Source organism: Streptomonospora mangrovi (genome assembly GCF_027604915.1).
GTDB classification, from domain to species: Bacteria; Actinomycetota; Actinomycetes; order Streptosporangiales; family Streptosporangiaceae; genus Streptomonospora; species Streptomonospora mangrovi.
In genome coordinates this window covers 69,388-87,937 of sequence record NZ_JAJAQC010000032.1, presented here as the reverse complement: position 1 = coordinate 87,937, position 18,550 = coordinate 69,388, and the positions used below count along the sequence as shown (strand labels likewise).

The 18,550-nt window shown below is 74.3% G+C and carries 16 protein-coding genes and 1 CRISPR repeat array; of the genes, 2 read left to right on the top strand and 14 right to left on the bottom strand.

What is annotated here, in order from left to right:
* Positions 1–249 precede the first annotated feature (249 nt).
* The 3 genes from LG943_RS18405 to LG943_RS18395 form a co-directional block, all read right to left on the bottom strand.
* A complete protein-coding gene (locus LG943_RS18405) occupies positions 250–2,268 on the bottom strand; it encodes a glycoside hydrolase family 15 protein (RefSeq protein WP_270073547.1) in 2,019 nt (672 codons plus the stop codon).
* 60 nt (positions 2,269–2,328) lie between these two features.
* Positions 2,329–3,354: an SDR family oxidoreductase gene (locus LG943_RS18400; RefSeq protein ID WP_270073546.1), complete on the bottom strand. Its 1,026-nt coding sequence runs from the start codon at positions 3,352–3,354 to the stop codon at positions 2,329–2,331.
* Between the two features lie 109 nt (positions 3,355–3,463).
* Entirely contained in the window at positions 3,464–4,306 is an 843-nt protein-coding gene (locus LG943_RS18395) for an SDR family NAD(P)-dependent oxidoreductase (protein ID WP_270073545.1), read from the bottom strand.
* Positions 4,307–4,399: 93 nt separating this feature from the next.
* Between LG943_RS18395 and LG943_RS18390 the strand changes: the two genes are divergently transcribed.
* Entirely contained in the window at positions 4,400–5,026 is a 627-nt protein-coding gene (locus tag LG943_RS18390) for a TetR/AcrR family transcriptional regulator (RefSeq protein ID WP_270073544.1), read from the top strand.
* A 59-nt stretch (positions 5,027–5,085) separates the two neighbouring features.
* On the opposite strand, the gene LG943_RS18385 is transcribed toward LG943_RS18390, so the two are convergent.
* Entirely contained in the window at positions 5,086–5,454 is a 369-nt protein-coding gene (locus tag LG943_RS18385; protein WP_270073543.1) for a DoxX family protein, read from the bottom strand.
* A 276-nt stretch (positions 5,455–5,730) separates the two neighbouring features.
* Here LG943_RS18385 and LG943_RS18380 point away from each other — a divergent pair, with 276 nt between their 5' ends.
* Positions 5,731–6,630 (top strand): sigma-70 family RNA polymerase sigma factor, encoded by a 900-nt coding sequence (locus LG943_RS18380; protein ID WP_270073542.1) that lies wholly within the window; start codon positions 5,731–5,733, stop codon positions 6,628–6,630.
* Between the two features lie 73 nt (positions 6,631–6,703).
* On the opposite strand, the gene LG943_RS18375 is transcribed toward LG943_RS18380, so the two are convergent.
* The 10 genes from LG943_RS18375 to LG943_RS18330 all read right to left on the bottom strand — a co-directional run bounded on the left by LG943_RS18375 (position 6,704) and on the right by LG943_RS18330 (position 18,224).
* Entirely contained in the window at positions 6,704–7,003 is a 300-nt protein-coding gene (locus tag LG943_RS18375) for a putative quinol monooxygenase (protein WP_270073541.1), read from the bottom strand.
* A 100-nt stretch (positions 7,004–7,103) separates the two neighbouring features.
* Entirely contained in the window at positions 7,104–8,081 is a 978-nt protein-coding gene (locus LG943_RS18370) for a polysaccharide pyruvyl transferase family protein (RefSeq protein WP_270073540.1), read from the bottom strand.
* Between the two features lie 69 nt (positions 8,082–8,150).
* Positions 8,151–8,741 (bottom strand): dihydrofolate reductase family protein, encoded by a 591-nt coding sequence (locus LG943_RS18365; RefSeq protein ID WP_270073539.1) that lies wholly within the window; start codon positions 8,739–8,741, stop codon positions 8,151–8,153.
* Between the two features lie 214 nt (positions 8,742–8,955).
* A CRISPR array of direct repeats spans positions 8,956–9,228; the repeat unit is 28 nt; unit sequence GCGCTCCCCGCACGCGCGGGGATGGTCC.
* 70 nt (positions 9,229–9,298) lie between these two features.
* Entirely contained in the window at positions 9,299–10,390 is a 1,092-nt protein-coding gene (nrfD, locus tag LG943_RS18360) for an NrfD/PsrC family molybdoenzyme membrane anchor subunit (protein WP_270073538.1), read from the bottom strand.
* On the bottom strand, positions 10,387–11,274 hold the full coding sequence (locus LG943_RS18355; protein WP_270073551.1) for a 4Fe-4S dicluster domain-containing protein: 888 nt from the start codon (positions 11,272–11,274) through the stop codon (positions 10,387–10,389). The genes nrfD and LG943_RS18355 overlap by 4 nt, the downstream gene beginning before the upstream one ends.
* Positions 11,275–11,349: 75 nt before the next feature.
* Positions 11,350–14,601: a formate dehydrogenase gene (gene fdh, locus LG943_RS18350; RefSeq protein ID WP_270073537.1), complete on the bottom strand. Its 3,252-nt coding sequence runs from the start codon at positions 14,599–14,601 to the stop codon at positions 11,350–11,352.
* A gap of 243 nt (positions 14,602–14,844) precedes the next feature.
* Positions 14,845–15,309: a MarR family winged helix-turn-helix transcriptional regulator gene (locus tag LG943_RS18345; protein ID WP_270073536.1), complete on the bottom strand. Its 465-nt coding sequence runs from the start codon at positions 15,307–15,309 to the stop codon at positions 14,845–14,847.
* Complete coding sequence (locus LG943_RS18340) at positions 15,296–16,090, bottom strand: alpha/beta fold hydrolase (RefSeq protein ID WP_270073535.1); 795 nt, start codon at positions 16,088–16,090, stop codon at positions 15,296–15,298. The genes LG943_RS18345 and LG943_RS18340 overlap by 14 nt, the downstream gene beginning before the upstream one ends.
* A gap of 123 nt (positions 16,091–16,213) precedes the next feature.
* Positions 16,214–16,495, bottom strand: coding sequence for a hypothetical protein (locus LG943_RS18335; protein ID WP_270073534.1), 282 nt, complete (start codon positions 16,493–16,495; stop codon positions 16,214–16,216).
* A gap of 46 nt (positions 16,496–16,541) precedes the next feature.
* Positions 16,542–18,224 (bottom strand): sodium:solute symporter family protein, encoded by a 1,683-nt coding sequence (locus LG943_RS18330; RefSeq protein ID WP_270073533.1) that lies wholly within the window; start codon positions 18,222–18,224, stop codon positions 16,542–16,544.
* Positions 18,225–18,550: the final 326 nt, after the last annotated feature.

Genomic DNA, 18,550 nt, shown 5'->3' with positions numbered 1-18,550 from the left:
ACCCGCATGATGCGCCGCCTGGCCGTCTGACCCGCCCGGAACGGTTTCCGGTCCCACCACCCGGTCCGCCGGCCACGGCCGGGGGGGGGGGCGCCCCCCCCCCCCCCCCGGGCGCCCCCCCCCCCCCGCGGGGGGGGGGGGGGGCCCGGGGGGGGGGGGGCCGGCGGGGGGTGGGGGGGGGGGCGTGGCCCCCCCCCCGCCCCCCCCCCCCCGCCCCGAGCGGGTCTGCCCGCCCCCGGCGCGAGAGGGCTAGCCGCCCTCGCGCGGGCTGCTGGGCACGGGCTGCTCGGCGGGGGCGGTGGGGTCGGCGGAGGCGGGGGCGGGGGAGCCGGGGGCCGCGGGGGCGGCCTTCTCGGCGGGGGCGGCGCCGTGCGGCCCGCCCGGTTGCCCGCCGGAGCCATCATCGGCGCGGGAGGCGGCGAGCGCGCTCGGCTCGTCGGAGGAGGCGTGGCCCCGCCCGGCGCGGCCGGCCGTGGCGCGCTGCTCTATGGGGCCGCGGTCGCCTTGCAGGTGGAAGGCGGTGTTGACCAGGGCGATGTGCGACAGCGCCTGCGGGAAGTTGCCCACCTGCCGCCCCGCCCGGGGGTCGTACTCCTCGGCCAGCAGCCCGACGTCGTTGCACAGCCCCAGCAGCCGCTCGAACAGCTCGCGCCCCTCCTCCACGCGGCCCTGCATGATGAGGTTGTCGGCCAGCCAGAACGTGCACGGCAGGAACGCGCCCTCGCCCGGCGGCAGGTCGTCGACCTCGGAGGTTTGCTCGTCCATGGTGTAGCGCATGACGAACCCGTCGCTCATCAGCTCCCGCTGGACCGCTTCCACGGTGCCCTTCATCCGCGGGTCCTCGGCGGGCAGGAACCCCACGGCGCTGAGCAGCAGCAGCGCGCCGTCCAGCGACCGCGAGCCGTAGAACTGGGTGAACGTGTCGCGCTCGGTGTCGAAGCCGTGGCGGCACACGTCCTCGAAGATCTCCGAGCGCAGCCGCCGCCACCGCTCCACCGGCCCCTCCAGCCCGAACTCCTCGACCGCCTTGACCGCGCGGTCGGCCGCGATCCAGGCCATCACCTTGGAGTGGGTGAAGTCGCGGCGGGGGCCGCGCACCTCCCAGATGCCGTTGTCGGGGTCGCGCCAGTGCTCCTCCAGGAACTCCATCAGCGCGCACTGGAGGTCCCACGCGGGGTCGTCCGGCGGGATGCCGCGCACCCGGGTCTGGTGCAGGGCGTCCATCAGCTCGCCGTAGACGTCGAGCTGCCAGTGCAGGTAGGCCTCGTTGCCCACCCGCACCGGCTGGGAGCCGGCGTAGCCCGCCAGCCACTCCAGTTCGACCTCGGGCAGCCGGCGCTCGCCCTGGATGCCGTACATGATCCGCATCTGCGCGGGCTCGCCGGCCACCGCGCGCAGCAGCCACTGCCGCCAGGCCACCGCCTCGTCGTCGTAGCCGGAGTTGAGCAGCGCCAGCAGGGTGAACGTGGCGTCGCGGATCCAGCAGAAGCGGTAGTCCCAGTTGCGCACCCCGCCCAACTGCTCGGGCAGCGAGGTGGTGGGCGCGGCGACGATCCCGCCGCTGGGGGAGTAGGTCAGCGCCTTGAGCGTGATGAGCGAGCGCACCACCGCGTCGCGGTACTCCCCGTCGTAGCCGCACCGGCCCGCCCAGTCGCGCCACCACCGCTCGGTGCGCTCGATCGCGGCGCCGACGTCGACCCGCTCGGGCGCCGGGGCCTGCGGCGCCACCCAGGCCAGGCGGAAGTCCACCACCTCGCCCTCCTCCACGGTGAACTCCGCCTGGGGGCACTCGGCCCGGCCCAGGTCGAAGGGCATGTCGGAGTCGAGGTAGAGGGTGTCCGGGCCGGCGACGAAGCTCAGCCGGCCGCCGTTCTTGCGGGTCCAGGGCACGATGGCGCCGTAGTCGGGCCGGACCGCGATCTCGGTGCGCACCCGCACCCGCCCCTGCACCCCCTCGACCCGGCGCACCAGGTCGGGGTGCTCGTCGCGGACGGGCATGCAGTCGGTGACCCGCACGACGCCGTCCTCGTCGGCGAACTCGGTCTCCAACACGAGGGAGTCGGGGCGGTAGCGCCGGCCCAGCAGGCGGTGGGGCCCCGCAGGGGCCACCCGCCAGTAGCCGTTGCCGCCGTCGCCCAGCAGGGCGGCGAAGCAGGCGCCGGAGTCGAAGCGGGGCAGGCACAGCCAGTCGATGCTGCCGTCGCTGCCCACCAGGGCGGCGGTCTGGGTGTCTCCGATGAGCGCGTAGTCCTCGATGCGCAGTGGCAACCGGGTCCTCCCTCGCGGCCGGGGTTGGTTCCTACCACCCTTCCCCGACAACGGCCGCGATCACCGGCCGCCGCGTCGCAGCACCCGCCAGGTGAGGTATCCGGCCGCCGCGGCGGTGCCCGCGCCGGCCGCGGCCAGCCGCCCGGCGCGGCGGGACGCCCACTGCTGGAGGCTGGCCGGCCGGCTGCGGTCGTCGAAGGAGCCGTGCGCGCCGTGGTCGCGGCCGCCGGCGGCGTCGGCGGGCTCCCACAGATTGGCGGGCTGGTCGGGGTCGCGGGGCTCGCCGGTCTGCTGGGCGGAGTAGCCGCCGCGCGCCAGGTAGCGGTCGAGCAGCCCGGGGGCGATCCGGTTGCCCAGAATGGTCTGCACGGTGGAGGCGCCGACCCAGTACTCCCGCCGCCGGGGGTGGTCGGCGGCGCGCAGGATCGCGCGGGCGGCGACCTCGGGCTGGTAGATGGGCGGCACGGGCTGGGCCCGCTGCGGCAGGCGCGAGCGCACCCAGTCGAACTGCGGGGTGTTCATGGCGGGCAGGTGCACCATGGTGGCGGCCACGCCCGATCCGTCGTGCAGCAGTTCGCAGCGCAGCGACTCGTGGAAGCCGTGGATGGCGTGCTTGGCCGCGCAGTAGGCCGACTGGAGGGGGATGCCCCGGTGCGCCAGGGCCGAGCCGACCTGCACGATCGCGCCCCGGTCGCGCGGCAGCATCCGGGACAGGGCGGCCTTGGTGCCGTGGACGTAGCCGAGGTAGGTGACCTCGGTGACGCGGCGGAACTCCGCGGGCTCGATCTGGCTGACGGGCGCGAAGACGCCGGTGAAGGCGACGTTGACCCACACGTCGATCGGGCCGAGTTCGGACTCGGCGCGCTCGGCGGCGTGCTCGACCTGCGCGGCGTCGGCGACGTCGGTGGGGACCTCCAGCGGGGTGCCGCCGGCCGCGCGGACGTCGGCGGCGGCCCCGGCGAGCCCGTCGGCGCCGCGCGCCAGCAGGGCCACGCGGTCGCCGCGCGCCCCGAACGCCCGGGCGGCGGCCCTGCCGACACCGCCGCTGGCACCGGTGACGACGACGGTTCTGGGCTGGTGGGCCATGGCGGACCTCCCGGGTCGGTCGGCGGCGCGGGCGGCGGGGGCGGCGGGGGCGGCCCCGCGCCGGGCGGCGGCGGTGTGCGCGGCCACCGCTACCCGGCGCGCCGCGCGGTTATGCCCGGCGCGCGGCGCCGGCCAGGATGCCGGCGGTGACCGCGCGCAGCCGCGCCGCCGCGGCGGGATCGAAGTCGGGTCCGGTCATGGGCACCCGCCGGCGCCGGAAGAACGCGGCGGCGGGCTCCGGGGGCGGGTCGTCCAGCAGTTCCCGGACGCGCGCGGCGGCCGCGGCGGCGGGCTGGGCCAGCACCAGCGCCAGCGCCTTGGTGGCGGCGCGTGCGGGCGGCGGCAGCGGGTCGGCCATGGCGGTGCGCACGAAGCCGGGGTTGTAGAGCACGTAGCGGGTGCGGGCGCCGGGGTGGCGGGCGGGGAAGTCGGCGCCCAGCAGGTCGTTGCAGCGCGAGCCCTGCATGGCGGCCCGCCGGCCGGAGTAGCGCCGGCGCAGTTGGAGGTCGTCCCAGGCGATGGTGCCGGGCAGGCCGCCGGGGCCGGCGAGGTTGGCGATGACCGGTCGCTCGGCGCGCTCCAGCAGCGGCAGCAGGCCCTCGCCGAGGACCGCGCGGCTGAGGTAGGCCAGCGCGAAGGTGAACTCCAGGCCGTCGGCGGTCTGCGCCCGGGCGGTCTGGAAGCGCTGGGCTCCGAACACGGCGGCGTCGAGGGAGTCGGTGGCCTGGGCGACCCCCTCGGCGGCGCGGCGCATGCCGGCGACGGTGCTGAGGTCGGCCCGGAGGAAGTGCGCCCGTTGGGCCGCGCCGAGGTCCGCCGCATCGGCGAGGAAGGCGGCGCCCTTGGCGGCGCCGCTGCCGACGGCGATGACGCGGTCGCCTCGGGCCAGCAGGAGGCGGCCCAGGGCGCGCCCGATTCCGTCGGTGCCACCGGTGATCGCGTAGGTGCGCATGGTCTGCCGCGCCTCTCTGAAGTCATCAGTTGATGACCAAACCGTAGAGCGGTCGGGGAGATAAGTCAACGGGTGATGACTTATGCTGACTCCATGGACACCACCGCCCCGGGGCCGCGCCCCGCACCCGCACCCGGATCCGCCCCCCGACGCCGCGACAAGGCGGCCACCCGCGCGGCCCTGCTCGACGCCGCCCGCCTGCGCTTCGGCCGCCACGGCTACGACGGCACCGGCGTGCGCGACATCGCCGCCGACGCCGGGGTCGACGCCGCCCTGGTGTTCCGCTACTTCGGCTCCAAGCAGCGGCTGTACGCCGAGGCCGTGCGGGCCGAGGTGCCGGCCGGGCTCGCCGCCGACCGGCGGCGCCCGCTGGAGGAGGTCACCGCCGACCTGCTGCACGACGTCGTCTTCGCCGACTGGTCGGCCTACGACGGCGAGCACCCGCTGCTGGTCATGCTGCGCTCCTCCGGGCGCGACCACGTGCGGGCGCAGTTGCGCACCCGGATCTGCGACGACTACCTGGGGGAGTTCGCCCGGCGCCTGGACGGCCCCGACGCCGCTCTGCGGGCCGAACTCCTGGGCGCGCTGCTGCTGGGCATGGGCGTGATGCGCTCGCTGGTGGGCAGCCCCGCCCTGGGCGAGGCGTCCTACGAGCGCACCCGGCCGCTGGTCGACCGCCTGGTCGCGGCCCTCGCCCAGGCGGAGGAGGACGGCCGGTAGGGCGCGGCCCGGTCGCCTCGGGCTGGTCGGGGGGGCGGGAGTGCGTCCGCCCCGCCGCCTCAGCCGACGTGCCCGGCGAAGTGGGCGAGCGCGGCGGCGGCCAGGCCGAGGAACACCCCCGGGAACGCGATGTTGTGGAGCACCCGCGCGCGCACGTGGGCGGTCACCGCACCGACGAAGAACAGCACCAGCCCCGTGGCGGCGGCCAGGCCCACGAGCGGCAGCCCGAGCAGGCCCACCACCAGCCCGGCCGTGCCGGCGCCCTCCAGGAGCGCCAGCCAGGGGAGCCAGGCGCGGCCCACGCCGACCTCGGCGGAGTTGCGCAGCACGAACGGCGCGCGGACGGCCTTGGCGGCGACCTCGAAGGCGTTGGCCGCGACGCAGACCAGGGTCGCGGCGAACAGCGCGCCGCCGATGACCCCGGTCACCGGGGGAGCCGTCCCGGCACGGCGGCGGCCGGGCGCGGCGGGACGGGCGCCCCGGCGTCCGGCGGCGCGGGCCGGTGCCCGGCGGCTGCGGGGACGCGGGGCCGCCGGGCGGACGGACGCCGGACCGGGTCGGCGGCGGCCCCGGCGCGCGGCCGCGCCGGGGCGGCGGGTGGGGCGGTGGCTATGCTCATGGGTGTCTTCCTCTCGTGCCGTGCGTGTCAGCTCGGTCCCACTCGCCGCTCTTGACGCCGCGCACGCATGAAAGGTGACCCTCCCGTGGAATCCGTCGAACTCTTCGAGGCGGCACGGCCCCGCCTGGTCTCCCTGGCCCACCGGATCGTCGGCTCCCGCCACGACGCCGAGGACGCCGTCCAGACCGCCTGGCTGCGGCTGAGCGCGGCCGACCCGGCGGAGACCGCCGAGGTGGCCAACCTCGAGGGCTGGCTCACCACGGTGACCGCGCGGGTGTGCCTCGACCTGCTCCGGACCCGCCGGCGGCGCGGCGAACTGCCCCTGCTGCCGGACGACCTGCCCGCCCACCGGATCGGCGCCGACGAGGCGTTCCTGCGCCGCGAGGACGTCTCCCGCGCGCTGCTCGTGCTTCTGGGGGAGCTGTCGCCCCGCCAGCGGGTGGCCTATGTGCTGCACGACCTCTTCGCGGTCCCGTTCGAGGACGTCGCCGCCGTGCTCGGCACCAGCACCGACGCGGCGAAGAAACTGGCCAGCCGCGCCCGGATCCGGCTCCGCGACGCCCGGCCGGGCCACCAGGGCGGCGGAGACGCCGGACACCCCGGACAGCCCGGCCACGCCGAGGTGGTGGAGGCGTTCCTGGCGGCCGCGCGCGGCGGCGACATCGCCCGGCTGACGGCCCTGCTGGCGCCCGGCGCCGTGCGCAGGGCCGACCCCCGGCTGCTCCCGGCGGGCGCGCCCGCCGAGGTGCGCGGCGCGGCGGCGATCGCCGAGGAGACCGCCACCTTCCTCGACCGGATCGCGGTCGCGGCCTCGGTGCTGGTCGGCGGGCGCCCGGGGGCGGTGATCGCGCCCGGCGGCCACCCCTACGCGCTCGTCCGCTTCCGCGTCGCGGCCGGACGTGTCGCCGAGATCGACATCGCGCCCTACACGGCCGGTGTGGTGGGATCGGCACTCGCGGCCGGGGCTGCGCCGCGCGGACGCTGAGCGAAGAGCGACCGGGGGCCGGGGCGCGGCGGCCGTCAGCGCCCCGCCGCCGCCCCGGGCGGGCGGCGGGCCGTCAGACGCCCACGCCGCCCTGGACGCGGACCTCCTGGCTGGTGAACTCCCCGGCGAGCATGGGCATGGCGGCGCTGATCGCCTCGCGGGTCTCGGGGAGTTGCAGGGACGCCTCGTGGTGCTCGCGCGACTCCCAGACCTCGCTGATCCACACCGTGACGTCGTCGTCGGCGGCCGTGCCCACCACGTAGAGGTGGCATCCGGCGGCGCGCAGGCCGTCGGCGCCGCTGAGGAGGATCGCCACCACCTCGTCGCGTCGACCGGGCTTGGCCTTCATCGAGTTGATGGTGCCGTAGGTCATGGTTCCCCCGCTTTAGCTGTCGGCTCGGTTGGGCGGTGGCATCGTTCCACACGGTGCCGACAAAGCGGTGGCGCCGCTCCGTCCCCGCTCCGTCCCCCGGTCACGCCCCCTGGAGGGTGCCCGCGCCGGCGTCGGGGTCGCGCGGAAGCTCGGCGGCGAGCGCGTCGGCGGGCCGGGGCACGCGGTGCGCGACCACGGCCGCGAGCAGGTCGGCCACCAGGGGCGATCGGTCGCGGGCGGTGGCCGCCGCCCACCCGGCGCGGGCCCGCGCGGCGGGCGACAGGCACCAGTCCCACAGGCCGTCGAGCCGGTCGCGGCCCAGCGGCTCGCCGGGCTCGCGCACGGCCACGGCGGGCCAGCCCAGGGCGCGCGCCTGCGCGCTCACCTTGGCCCCGCCCGGCACCGGGTCGACCGCGATGGCCGGGACGCCGCTGCGCAGGGCGAACACCAGGCCGTGCAGCCGGGTGGAGACCACCAGGTCCACCCGCCGGACCAGCGCGTCGAACTGGCCGTAGGCCGCGCAGTGGCGCCAGTCGGCGGCGTCCAGGCGGGTGTCCAGGGGGACGCGGGCGCAGTCCTTGGCGGTGAGCCAGGCCGCGAGTTCGGCGTGGACGTCGTCGTGGTCGCCGCCGTCCCCGTACTCGGGCTGGCGGGGCGCGGCCACCACCCCGACCACGGGGACGGCGGGCCGGTGGGGCGCGGCGGCCGCGAGGTCGGGGCGGGGCGCGGTGCCGGGGGCGTCGCGGGGGATGACGGTGTCGAACCCGCGCACCGCCGGGTCGTCGGGGTCGATGACCGAGACCCCGACCGCGACGCGGCGGCAGTGCGCGAACCGGGTGTGCAGGTCGCGGACCTGCCATCCGTGCGCGGGGCCGCACACGAACAGCAGGAGGCCGTAGTCGGCGGGGTCCAGATCGTCCAGGACGGGGCCGTCGAGGCGGACATTGGGGCTGCGGCCGAGGTCGTGGGGGATCCCGGCCTCGCGCAGCGCGGCCGCGACGGTGACGGCGGCGCCGACGTCGCCCGCCGTGGCCTCGCCGTGGAGGAACCCGAACCATCCGGTGATCAGTGCTCGCATGCGCGCCCCGCTACCCCGAGCGAGGCGCCATGACGCACCGGATCGGGCCGGGACCGGACCGGGCCGGGGCTACGTGGCGGGGCGGTAGGTGCAGACGATGACGCCGGTGGAGGTGGTGGCGGTGGACACCAGCTCCATGGGCCGGGCGCGGCCGTCGTCGGGGAAGCCGCGCTTGCCGCCGCCAAGGGCGATGGGCTCGATCATCAGCCGGTACTCGTCCACCAGGTCGCGCGAGACGAGCTGGCGGGCCAGGTTGGAGCTGCCCATGATGTGGAGGTCACCCTCGCCCTCGGCCCGCAGCCGCCCGATGGCGCCGAACACGTCGTCGGCGGGCAGGAGGGTGGTGTTCCACCGCATGTCGTCCGGGGTGAGGGTGGTCGAGGCGACGTACTTGGGCACCGCGTTCATGTGGTCGGCGAACGGGTCGCCCCCGCTGCGGGAGGGCCAGGCGTCGGCCATGACCTGCCAAGTGCGGCGGCCGAACAGCAGCGCCGTGGTGGTGGCGATGGCCTCGCCGATGAACTCGCCCATGACCTTCTCGTCGAAGTAGGGCATCGACCACCCGCCATGCGCGAACCCGCCGTCGGTGTCCTCCTTCGGCCCTCCGGGCGCCTGCACAACGCCGTCGAGGCTCATGAAGTAGCTCAGTACGATCCGCATGTCCGCGCTCCCAGTGGTGCGTTGCGATGTGGTCAGAACGGTAGACCCCGGTACTGACCAAAACTCATCGCCGAACGGAGTGTTGGCCCGACCTTTCCCCCGCCCTGACCAGCAGGGCCGCCAAAGAAGCAAAGCTCAGCGCGGGGAGCCGAGTTGCCATCCAGAAGTTGCCAAAAACCGCGATACCACCCGGTATGCTCCCAGTTCAGCAAGTGCGCTCCCCGCACGCGCGGGGATGGTCCCTTCACCATCGAGCGCACCCTGGCCGACCTCGCCGCGCTCCCCGCACGCGCGGGGATGGTCCGAACATAAACCAGTAGCTAGTACGTGGTCACGTGCGCTCCCCGCACGCGCGGGGATGGTCCCGTCGCGGCGACAGCGCGCAGCCAGACAGCGACGCGCTCCCCGCACGCGCGGGGATGGTCCCTCGTGACGATCGCGGGCCGCACCGGCGCCGGCGTGCTCCCCGCACGCGCGGGGATGGTGGCGAATTGGGCTAGACCGGCATTTCCTCCCTGAGGGGGAGATGTCGGAAATCTACTTTGTAAAGACGGGGGTTAGGAGTCGGACGGCTCCTCCGGGCCGGGTGACGGGGACGACGCGGCTGCCTTCGCGGCGGAGATCGCCGCGTCGGTTTTGCGTTCTTCCAGACGTTGGCGTTGGGGCACGACCGTGTACTTGGGGTCGGCGGCCGAGGCGACGCCCGCGCTGAACACTCCGAAGCGGGTGCAGGCCGAGCCCGCCAGCAGGGCGGCTCCCGCTACCGCCGACACCGCTCGGTTGCGGCCGCCCAGCAGGGCGCCCGCCGCTCCGGCCACGGTCAGGATCTTGGCCGCGCGCATCAGCCCTCCGCTGCGGCCCTCGCGGTACGGCTTGGCGACCATGCCCATGCGGTGTTCCATGCGCCACAGGGCCGCCGTCTCCAGGACCGAGCCCAGGACGGCCGCGCGCCGGGCCGGCGCTGCCTGCTCCACCGGGGCCGTGGCCATGCCCATGCCGCCGGCCGCCGCCGCGGCCGAGCCCACGAACACGAACGGCATCTCGCGGTAGCCCTCGTGCCAGGCCGGGACGGCGGTGTCGCAGATCAGCGGGGCGGTGTAGGCGGCCACCGCCGGGCCGAGGGCGGCCGCGCCCACGGCGGCCGTCCTGCCCAGGCCCGGCAGGATGCCGGTGGCCTGGGAGACCGCCGCAGCCCCGGCCAGCGGGCCGTAGGCCGCCAGGATCCAGGAGCCCACGCTCATGGGCGAGGTCCACTTCAGCACCCGCAGCATGTTGACGAACCGGGCCGGGCGCCCCAGGTCGTTGACCAGGGCGGCCACCGAGCCGGTGATCGCGCCCAGCGCCGTGTACTTCAGCGGGCGGGCGAGATCGGGGCGGTCGGTCAGGTCGGCTCCGGCGGCCAGCACCGACGACGCGCCCGCCAGGCCGCCCAGGAACAGGTAGCCGGCGATGTCGCGCGGCTCCCACACGATCTGGTTGAGCACCGGCTTGTCGTAGTAGCTGCGGAACTCCGGCTCGCCCCGCCGGACCCGGCGGCGGGAAGGGTGGTCGCGGCGGTGGCCGTCCAGGGTGCTCACCGCGCCCGTCAGCGCCTCGCGGCCCGGGTGAGCGCCCCGGATGCCCTCGCGTGTCACGTCCGATGTGCTCAACGCCGCCTCCCCAGGAACGTCGCGGTGATTCCGGCCAGCAGGACGGCGGCGGCCGCGCCCGCGTGCCGCCACATCGACGGCAGGTCGCGCGTGGTCACCACCGGGTCCGGCGGCAGGCCGTAGACCTCCGGCTCGTCCAGCAGCAGGAAGAACGCGCCGTCGCCGCCGACCCCGTCGTCGGGGTCGCGGCCGTAAAGCCGCGCGGAGTCGATGCCCGCCTCGTGCAGGTGGCGCACCCGCTCGTCGGCGCGGGCGCGGAGTTCGTCCAGTTCGCCGAACTGGATGGAGTCGGTGGGGCACGCCTTGGCGCACGCCGGCTCCAGGCCCTCACCCAGCCGGTCGTAGCACAGGGTGCACTTCCACACCCGGCCGTCGTCCTCGCGCTTGTCGATGACGCCGTAGGGGCAGGCGGGCACGCAGTAGCCGCAGCCGTTGCAGATGTCCTCCTGCACCACCACGGTGCCGAACTCGGTGCGGAACAGCGCGCCGGTGGGGCAGACGTCCAGGCAGGCGGCGTGCGTGCAGTGCTTGCAGACGTCGGAGGACATCAGCCAGCGGAATTCGCCGCGCTCGTCGGCGCCGGCCGCGTCGCCGGGCTTGTCGAAGGAGGGCATGCCCAGGTCCACCGGCGCCGCCGCGCCGTCGGGGCGGCCCACGCCGCTCTCCTGCACGCCCACCGACGCCCGCTGCTCGATGAACGCCACGTGCCGCCAGGTGTCGGCGCCCAGCCCACCGCTGTTGTCGAAGGACATGGCGGTGAAGTTCAGCCCGTCCTCGGGGACCGCGTTCCACTCCTTGCAGGCGACCTCGCACGCCTTGCACCCGATGCACACGCTGGTGTCGGTGAAGAACCCCATGCGGGGGTGGGGGGAGTCGGCGGGCATGCCGTCGGGCGTTCCGACGCCGCTACCGCTGTCGGTGCCGGGCGCCGCCGCGCGTCGCTCGTCCAGGGCCATGGCCTACACCTCCGTTCCGGTGCGCACGGTGATCCCGGCGCGCTCGTGGTAGTCGCGGACCAGGGCGAGCCGGTCGGGGCCGCGCGGCCGGCGGCCGGGCCGGATGTCGGCGGTCAGCGCCTTGACCTCCTGGATGTGCACGTTGCCGTCGAGCGCGATGGACGACAGTTCGTTGAACGCGTCGCCGGTGCTGTAGCCGTTGGGTCCCCAGTGGTAGGGCATGCCGATGGTGTGCACGGTGCGGCCGTGCACCCGCAGCGGGGCCATGCGGTCGGTCACCAGCACCCGCGCCTCGATGGCGTTGCGGGCGGTCACGATGGTGGCCCAGGAGCCGTGGGTGAGGCCGCGCTCGGCGGCGAGTTCGGGCGAGACCTCGCAGAAGAACTCGGGTTGGAGTTCGGCCAGGTAGGGGGTCCAGCGGCTCATGCCCCCGGCGGTGAAGTGCTCGGTGAGCCGGTAGGTGGTGACCACGTAAGGGAAGACGCCGGCGCCGGGGTCGCCGGGGCCGGGGTGGTAGCGGTTGAGGTCGTGGGGGTGGACCTGCCGCACCGGGTTGCGGTCCTGGCCGTAGAGCAGGTTGCCGAACGGGGAGTCCTGCGGCTCGTAGTGGGTGGGCAGCGGGCCGTCCTTGAGGCCGGCGGGGGCGTACAGCCAGCCCTTGCCGTCGCCCTGCATGATGAACGGGTCGGTGCCGCTGATCGCGGCCACGCCGGTGGCGCCCTCGGGCGGGCGGTAATCGGGTGCCTTGTCGGCCTCGAAGTCGGGGATGTCGTGGCCGGTCCAGCGCCCGGACGCGGGGTCCCACCACACCAGCGCCTTGCGTTCGCTCCAGGGCCGGCCCTGGGGGTCGGCCGAGGCGCGGTTGTAGAGCACCCGCCGGTTGGCCGGCCACGCCCACGCCCACTCGGCGGCGATCCAGTCCTGCTCGGTGTGCGGTTTGCGGCGCGCGGCCTGGTTGACGCCGTCGGCGAAGACGCCGCAGTAGATCCAGCAGCCGCAGGTGGTGGAGCCGTCGTCGCGGAGCTGGGTGTAGCCGCCCAGGGGGCGGCCGTCGGGGCCGTATCCGTTGATCTCGGCCAGGACGGCGGCGGCGTCGGGCTCCTGGCCCTCCTCCAGCGGGTAGTCCCAGGTGAGGTGGAGCAGCGGGAGGTCGCGCGGGTCGGTGGAGCCGGCGAGCTTTTGGCGGATGATCCGGCCCAGGTGGTAGGTGAACCAGAGGTCGCTGCGGGCGTCGCCGCCGGGCAGCACCGCGCGGTCGTGCCACTGGAGGGTGCGGTTGGTGTTGGTGAAGGTGCCCGACTTCTCGGTGTGGGCGGCGGCGGGGAAGAAGAACACCTCGGTGGCGATGTCCTCGGTGCGCAGCTCGCCGGACTCGATCTCGGGGCCGTCCTTCCACCAGGTGGCGCTCTCGATCAGCGAGAAGTCGCGCACCACCAGCCAGTCGAGGTTGGCCATGCCCATCCGCTGGGCGCGGGAGTTGGCCGAGCCCACCGCCGGGTTCTCGCCCATGAGGAAGTAGCCCTTGCACTCGCCGCGCAGTTGGGCCATGACGGTGGCGTAGGTGCTGTGGTCGCCGGTGATGCGCGGGAGGTAGTCGAAGGCGTAGTCGTTGTCGGCGGTGGCGTGGTCGCCCCACCACGCCTTGAGCAGGCTGACCAGGTAGGACTTCATGTCGGCCCAGAAGCCGTTGACGGCGGCGTCGGCGGCGACGAAGTCGTCGAGGCTCTGGTTGCCGTGGGCGTGGGGCATGGGGATGTAGCCCGGCAGGAGGTTGTACAGGGTGGGGATGTCGCTGGAGCCCTGGATGCTGGCGTGGCCGCGCAGCGCCTGGATGCCGCCGCCGGGGCGGCCGATGTTGCCCAGCAGGAGCTGGAGGACGCAGGCGGCGCGGATGTACTGGGCGCCCACGGTGTGCTGGGTCCAGCCCACCGCGTAGCAGAACGCCGAGGTGCGGTCGCGGCCGGAGTTCTCGGTGAGGTGGCGGTAGACGCGGTCGAAGAGGTCGCGCGGGATGCCGCAGATCTCCTCGACGGCCTCGGGGGTGTAGCGGGAGTAGTGCCGCTTGAGGATCTGGAACACGCACCGGGGGTGGGTGAGGGTGGGGTCGGTCTCGGGTGTGCCGCCCACCGCCGCGCCGCCCGAGCCCTGCTGTTCGGGGCGGCCGGCCTCGGCGGTCTCCTGGGGCGCGCCGGCGCGTTCGGCGTAGTGGGCGTCGCGGTCGCCCGAGGCGGGGGCGATGTCCACGCCGGCGTAGCGCCAGGTGTTGAGGTCGTAGGTGCGCTGGTCGGGGTCGAAGCCGGAGAACAGGCCGTCGAGGTCTTCGGTGTCCTGGAAGTCGTCGGTGACGATGGTGGCGGCGTTGGTGTAGGCGAGCAGGTAGTCGCGGAAGTAGGCGTCGTCGGTGAGGACGCGGTTGATGAGCCCGCCCAGGAAGGCGATGTCGGTGCCGGCGCGGATGGGCACGTGGAGGTCGGCCAGCGCGCTGGTGCGGCTGAAGCGGGGGTCGACGTGGATGACCACGGCGCCGCGCGCCTTGGCCTCCATGACCCACTGGAAGCCCACGGGGTGGGCCTCGGCGTAGTTGGAGCCCTCGATGACGATGCAGTCGGAGTTCTGGAGGTCCTGCATGAAGGTGGTGGCCCCGCCACGCCCGAAGGAGGTGCCCAGCCCGGCCACGGTGGAGCTGTGGCAGACCCGCGCCTGGTTCTCGACCTGGACCACGCCCAGCGCCGTGAACAGCTTCTTGATGAGGTAGTTCTCCTCGTTGTCGAGGGTGGCGCCGCCCAGGCTGGCGATGCCCATGGTGCGGGCGACCCGCAGGCCGTCGAGGTGGTCCTGCCAGCCCTCGCGGCGGGTGGCGATCACGCGGTCGGCGACCATGTCCATGGCCGTCCACAGGTCGATCTCCTCGAAGTCGGGCGCGTGCGGGCGCCGGTAGAGCACGGTGTGCCGCCGCGAGGAGCCGGTGGTGAGCTGGAGGCTGGCCGAGCCCTTGGGGCACAGCCGGCCGCGGCTGATGGGGGAGTCGGGGTCGCCCTCGATCTGGATGACCTTGTCGTCGCGGACGTAGACGTTCTGGCCGCAGCCCACGGCGCAGTAGGGGCAGACCGACTTCACGACGCGGTCGGCGCGGGAGGTGCGCGGGGCCAGGCGCGCGCTGGCGGCCGACTTGGCCGCCCCGCCGCGCCCTGAGGGGTCGCCGCCGGTGAACTGCCGGTAGACCGGCCAGGACTGGATCAGCCTGCGAACACCCATGTCTCTCCTCCGCCGTTACGACTGCTCGGCCCGGTGCGGACACACCCGGTGACCAGGGGTGGCCGCCCGCTACCCGGGCGCGGTTCCGCGAAACTCGGGCCTGGACGGGCATCGGCCCGCCCGGCGCACACGGCGGATGGAGAAAACGTAACCCAGGGTGATCGCCGCTGCCAGTGGCCGCACCGCGCCTGTGGACAACCCGCGCACGGCCCCGCGCCGCGGGCGGCGGCGCGGGGCCGCGCCCTACCCGGAAGCCGTGCCGCGGCGGCGGGCCACGGCATCGCCGGAGGGCAGCCCCGCGACGAAGGAGCGCAGGAAGGCGGTGGCCTCGTCAAGGGCGCGGCCCTGGGCGGCGGACTCGATGCGCGCGTGCAGGTCCTCTTCGACGCCGGCGACCTCCTCGGCGACGCGGCGTCCGGCGTCGGTGAGGGTGAGCGTGACCTGCCGGCGGTCGTGGGCGGGTACCTCGCGGTGGACCAGGCCCGCGGCGTGCAGGCGGTCGACCAGCCTGCTGGGGCTGCCGCCGCTCTCGCACACCAGGAGTTCCCCGAGGCCCTTGAGGGTGAGCGGCCCCCGGTCCAGCAGCAGCCGCAGCACCTCGGCCTGGGAGGGGGTGACGCCCAGCGGCTGGAGCCGGCGCGCCAGGATGCGGTTGCCCTCGCGCTGGGCGGCCAGGATCAGGTAGCGCAGTTCCTCAGCGGGCCGCACGGCCGGCCTCCCGGGCGTCGCTCGGCGCGGTGGCGGCCGGCGGGTCGACGCGTTCGGCCAGGAACGCCTCGACGGCGGCGCCGTAGGTGTCGGGGTGGGTGAAGCGGAACATGTGGCCGGTGTCCTGGAGCACGACCTCGCGGGCGTCGGGGATGCCCTCGCGCAGGACGCGGGCGGCGTGCGGGCCGACCAGCACGTCGTGGGAGGGGGTGAGGATCAGCGTCGGCACCTCGACGAGGTGGAGCCGGTCGGTGTGGTCGGCGGCGAACGCGGCGGCCAGGCGGGCGCCGTAGGAGGTGGCCGGGGTGTGGTCGAGGAAGAGGCGGCGGCTGTCGGCGGTGCTCCAGGGGACCTGGCCGTCGGTGTCGTGGGGCGAGGCCAGGGTCCGGGCGTGGGCGCGCAGCGCCGGCCCCCGGTACAGCGGGCCGCGCATCCGGCCCATCACCCGCAGCGCGCCCTTGCGCAGCGGCGAGGTGACGGGGTTGGCCGCAAAGCCTCCGGACAGGACCAGTCCGCGCAGCGCGGCCGGTCGGCGCACGGCGAGCGCGAGGGCGACGTTGGCGCCGAAGGAGTCGCCCACCAGGACGTATCCGCCGGGGCCGTCGAGGTCGGCCAGGGACGCGGCGAGGTGGTCGGCGTAGCCCTCGATCTCGGCGAGGCCTTCGGGAAGGCGCGGGGCGCGCAGGGGCCGGTGCCGGTAGGGGGCGAGTTGGCGGGGGCTCCACGGGGCGCCCGAAAGGCAGGGGACGAAGACGAGTGTGGTCGGCTGGTGTGTCTGCATGCCGAAAGATTACACGACATCGATGTCATGTCAATTATTGTCTGGAAAACGACCGTGCGCCGCCGCGAACGGCACCGGCCGCCCGCGCCGGGTGGCGGGGGCGGCCGGTGGGGGAAGGGCGGGCTAGTGCCCGGGCCCGGTTCCCGTGTCGGTGTCGGTGTCGGTGGGGACCTTCAGCGGGCGGATGAGCGCCCAGCCGCCCATCAGCACCGCGAAGGCGAGCATGCCCAGGCCCGACCACAGGTTCATGTTGACCCCCGCGCTCTGCTCGATGTGCTCGGCGGAGCCGAAGGCGCCCATGACCGTGAGCACGATCCCGTAGATCGCGAACAGCAGGGCGATGACCATCCGGATGTCGAAGGCCCGCGACGGGCTGGTCCGGGGCTTCGGCGCGTTGGCGCTCATCGGGCTGCCTCCTTGCGCGTGTTCATTGGTGCCGCCTTTCGGGCCGTCAGAAGAAGATGATGTTGAGCGCGACGACGAGGACGCCGGCGATCAGCGCCAGCACCCACGGGCGGCGGTACCAGCCGGCGTCCTCGCCGGTGGTCTCGGCCCTGCGGGACTCGCGCGGGGTCAGGGAGTGCACCAGGCCGACCAGTTCGGAGTCGGGCTTGGGCCGGGTGAACATGGTGACCACCACGCTGACGACGATGTCGACGACGAAGGCCGCGCCGGCGCCCACGAAGCTGGCGCCCTGCCCCGACAGCTCGATCACCCCGAAGGTGTTGGCGAGGAACACCAGGACGGCGGCCAGGGTGCCGCTGACCAGGCCGCTCCAGCCGGCGGCCGGGGTCATGCGCTTCCAGTACATGCCCAGGATGAACGTCGCGAACAGCGGCGCGTTGAAGAACGAGAACAACTGTTGCAGGTAGTCCATCAGGTTGGAGTAGCCCGAGGCGATGAACGCCGTGCCCACCGCGCCCAGCGTGGCGCCGACGGTCACCCACCGGCCCATGTTCAGGTAGTAGGAGTCCGGCCGGCCCTTCACGATGTAGGCCTGCCAGATGTCGTAGGTGAACACGGTGTTGAACGAGCTGAGGTTGGCCGCCATGCCCGCCATGAACGACGCCAGCAGGCCGGCCAGGGCCACCCCCAGCAGGCCGTTGGGCAGCAGGTCGCGCATCAGCAGCAGGATCGCGTCGTTGTAGTCGACTCCCGGGTTCTCACCCGCCTGGAGCGCCACCATCTCCGAGACGCTGACACCGGCGATCATGCCGGGGATCACGACGAGGAAGGGGATGAACAGCTTGGGGAAGGCGCCGATGATCGGGGTGCGCATGGCCGCCGACATGCTCTTGGAGGCCATGGCGCGCTGGACCTCCACGAAGTTGGTGGTCCAGTAGCCGAAGGCCAGCACGAAGCCCAGGCCGAAGACGATCCCCAGCACGCTCAGGAAGCTGCTGCCGAACCCGGTGAGGGCGTTGCCCGGCCACGCCGAGAGGTGCTCGGCGCCGTCGGGGCTGTTGGTGACCTCCTCGACCAGGCCCGACCACCCGCCGACGCGGTGCAGGCCGACCAGGGTCAGCGGCAGCAGCGCGGCCACGATCACGAAGAACTGGAGCACCTCGTTGTAGATCGCCGCCGAGAGGCCGCCCAGCGCGGTGTAGCTGAGGACGATGGCCGCGGCCACCAGCAGCGACACCCACAGCGGCCAGCCCAGCAGGGCGTCCACGATGGTGGCCAGCAGGAACAGGTTGACGCCCGCGATGAGGATCTGGGCCAGGGCGAAGCTGATGCCGTTGACCAGGTGCGCGGCCGTGCCGAACCGGCGCAGCATGAACTCGGGGACGCTGCGGACCTTGGAGCCGTAGTAGAACGGCATCATGACCAGGCCCAGGAACAGCATCGCCGGGACGGCGCCGATCCAGAAGTAGTGCATGGTCGGCATGCCGTACATGGCGCCGTTGGCCGACATGCCGATGATCTCGATGGCGCCCAGGTTGGCCGCGATGAAGGCCAGACCGGTCACCCAGGCGGGCAGGGCGCGCCCGGACAGGAAGAAGTCCAGGCTGGAGGAGATCGACCGGCGGGCGAGGAAGCCGATTCCCAACACGAACGCGAAGTACACCGCGAGCAGGACGTAGTCGATGGCCGACGCGTCGAGCCGCAGCGGATCCTGAGCTAGCGCGATCACGACGGCTGGTCCTCTCTGAACACGTGGGTCCTCCCAATGGGGGTTGTGGCCCCGGGGGCGGGTGCGGCGGCCGGGCGCCGACCCGGTCGGTGCAGGCGACCGGCTCGGCGCGGCCGGCCGCGGCGGACGCCGCGGGGCCGGACGGGGTGGGTGTGCCGTTCCGTGCGGTGGTGCTTGGTTACCCCCTCTGGAACGGCTACACCTGGGGCGTGCGGTGCATCCCCGTTCATGAGGCAACGAAAACGCACAAGACCGCACATTCGGTGCAACTTTGTTGCACGGCCGCCGGTGTGTCAAGCGTCGCAGAACGCATGCCGCTGCACAGG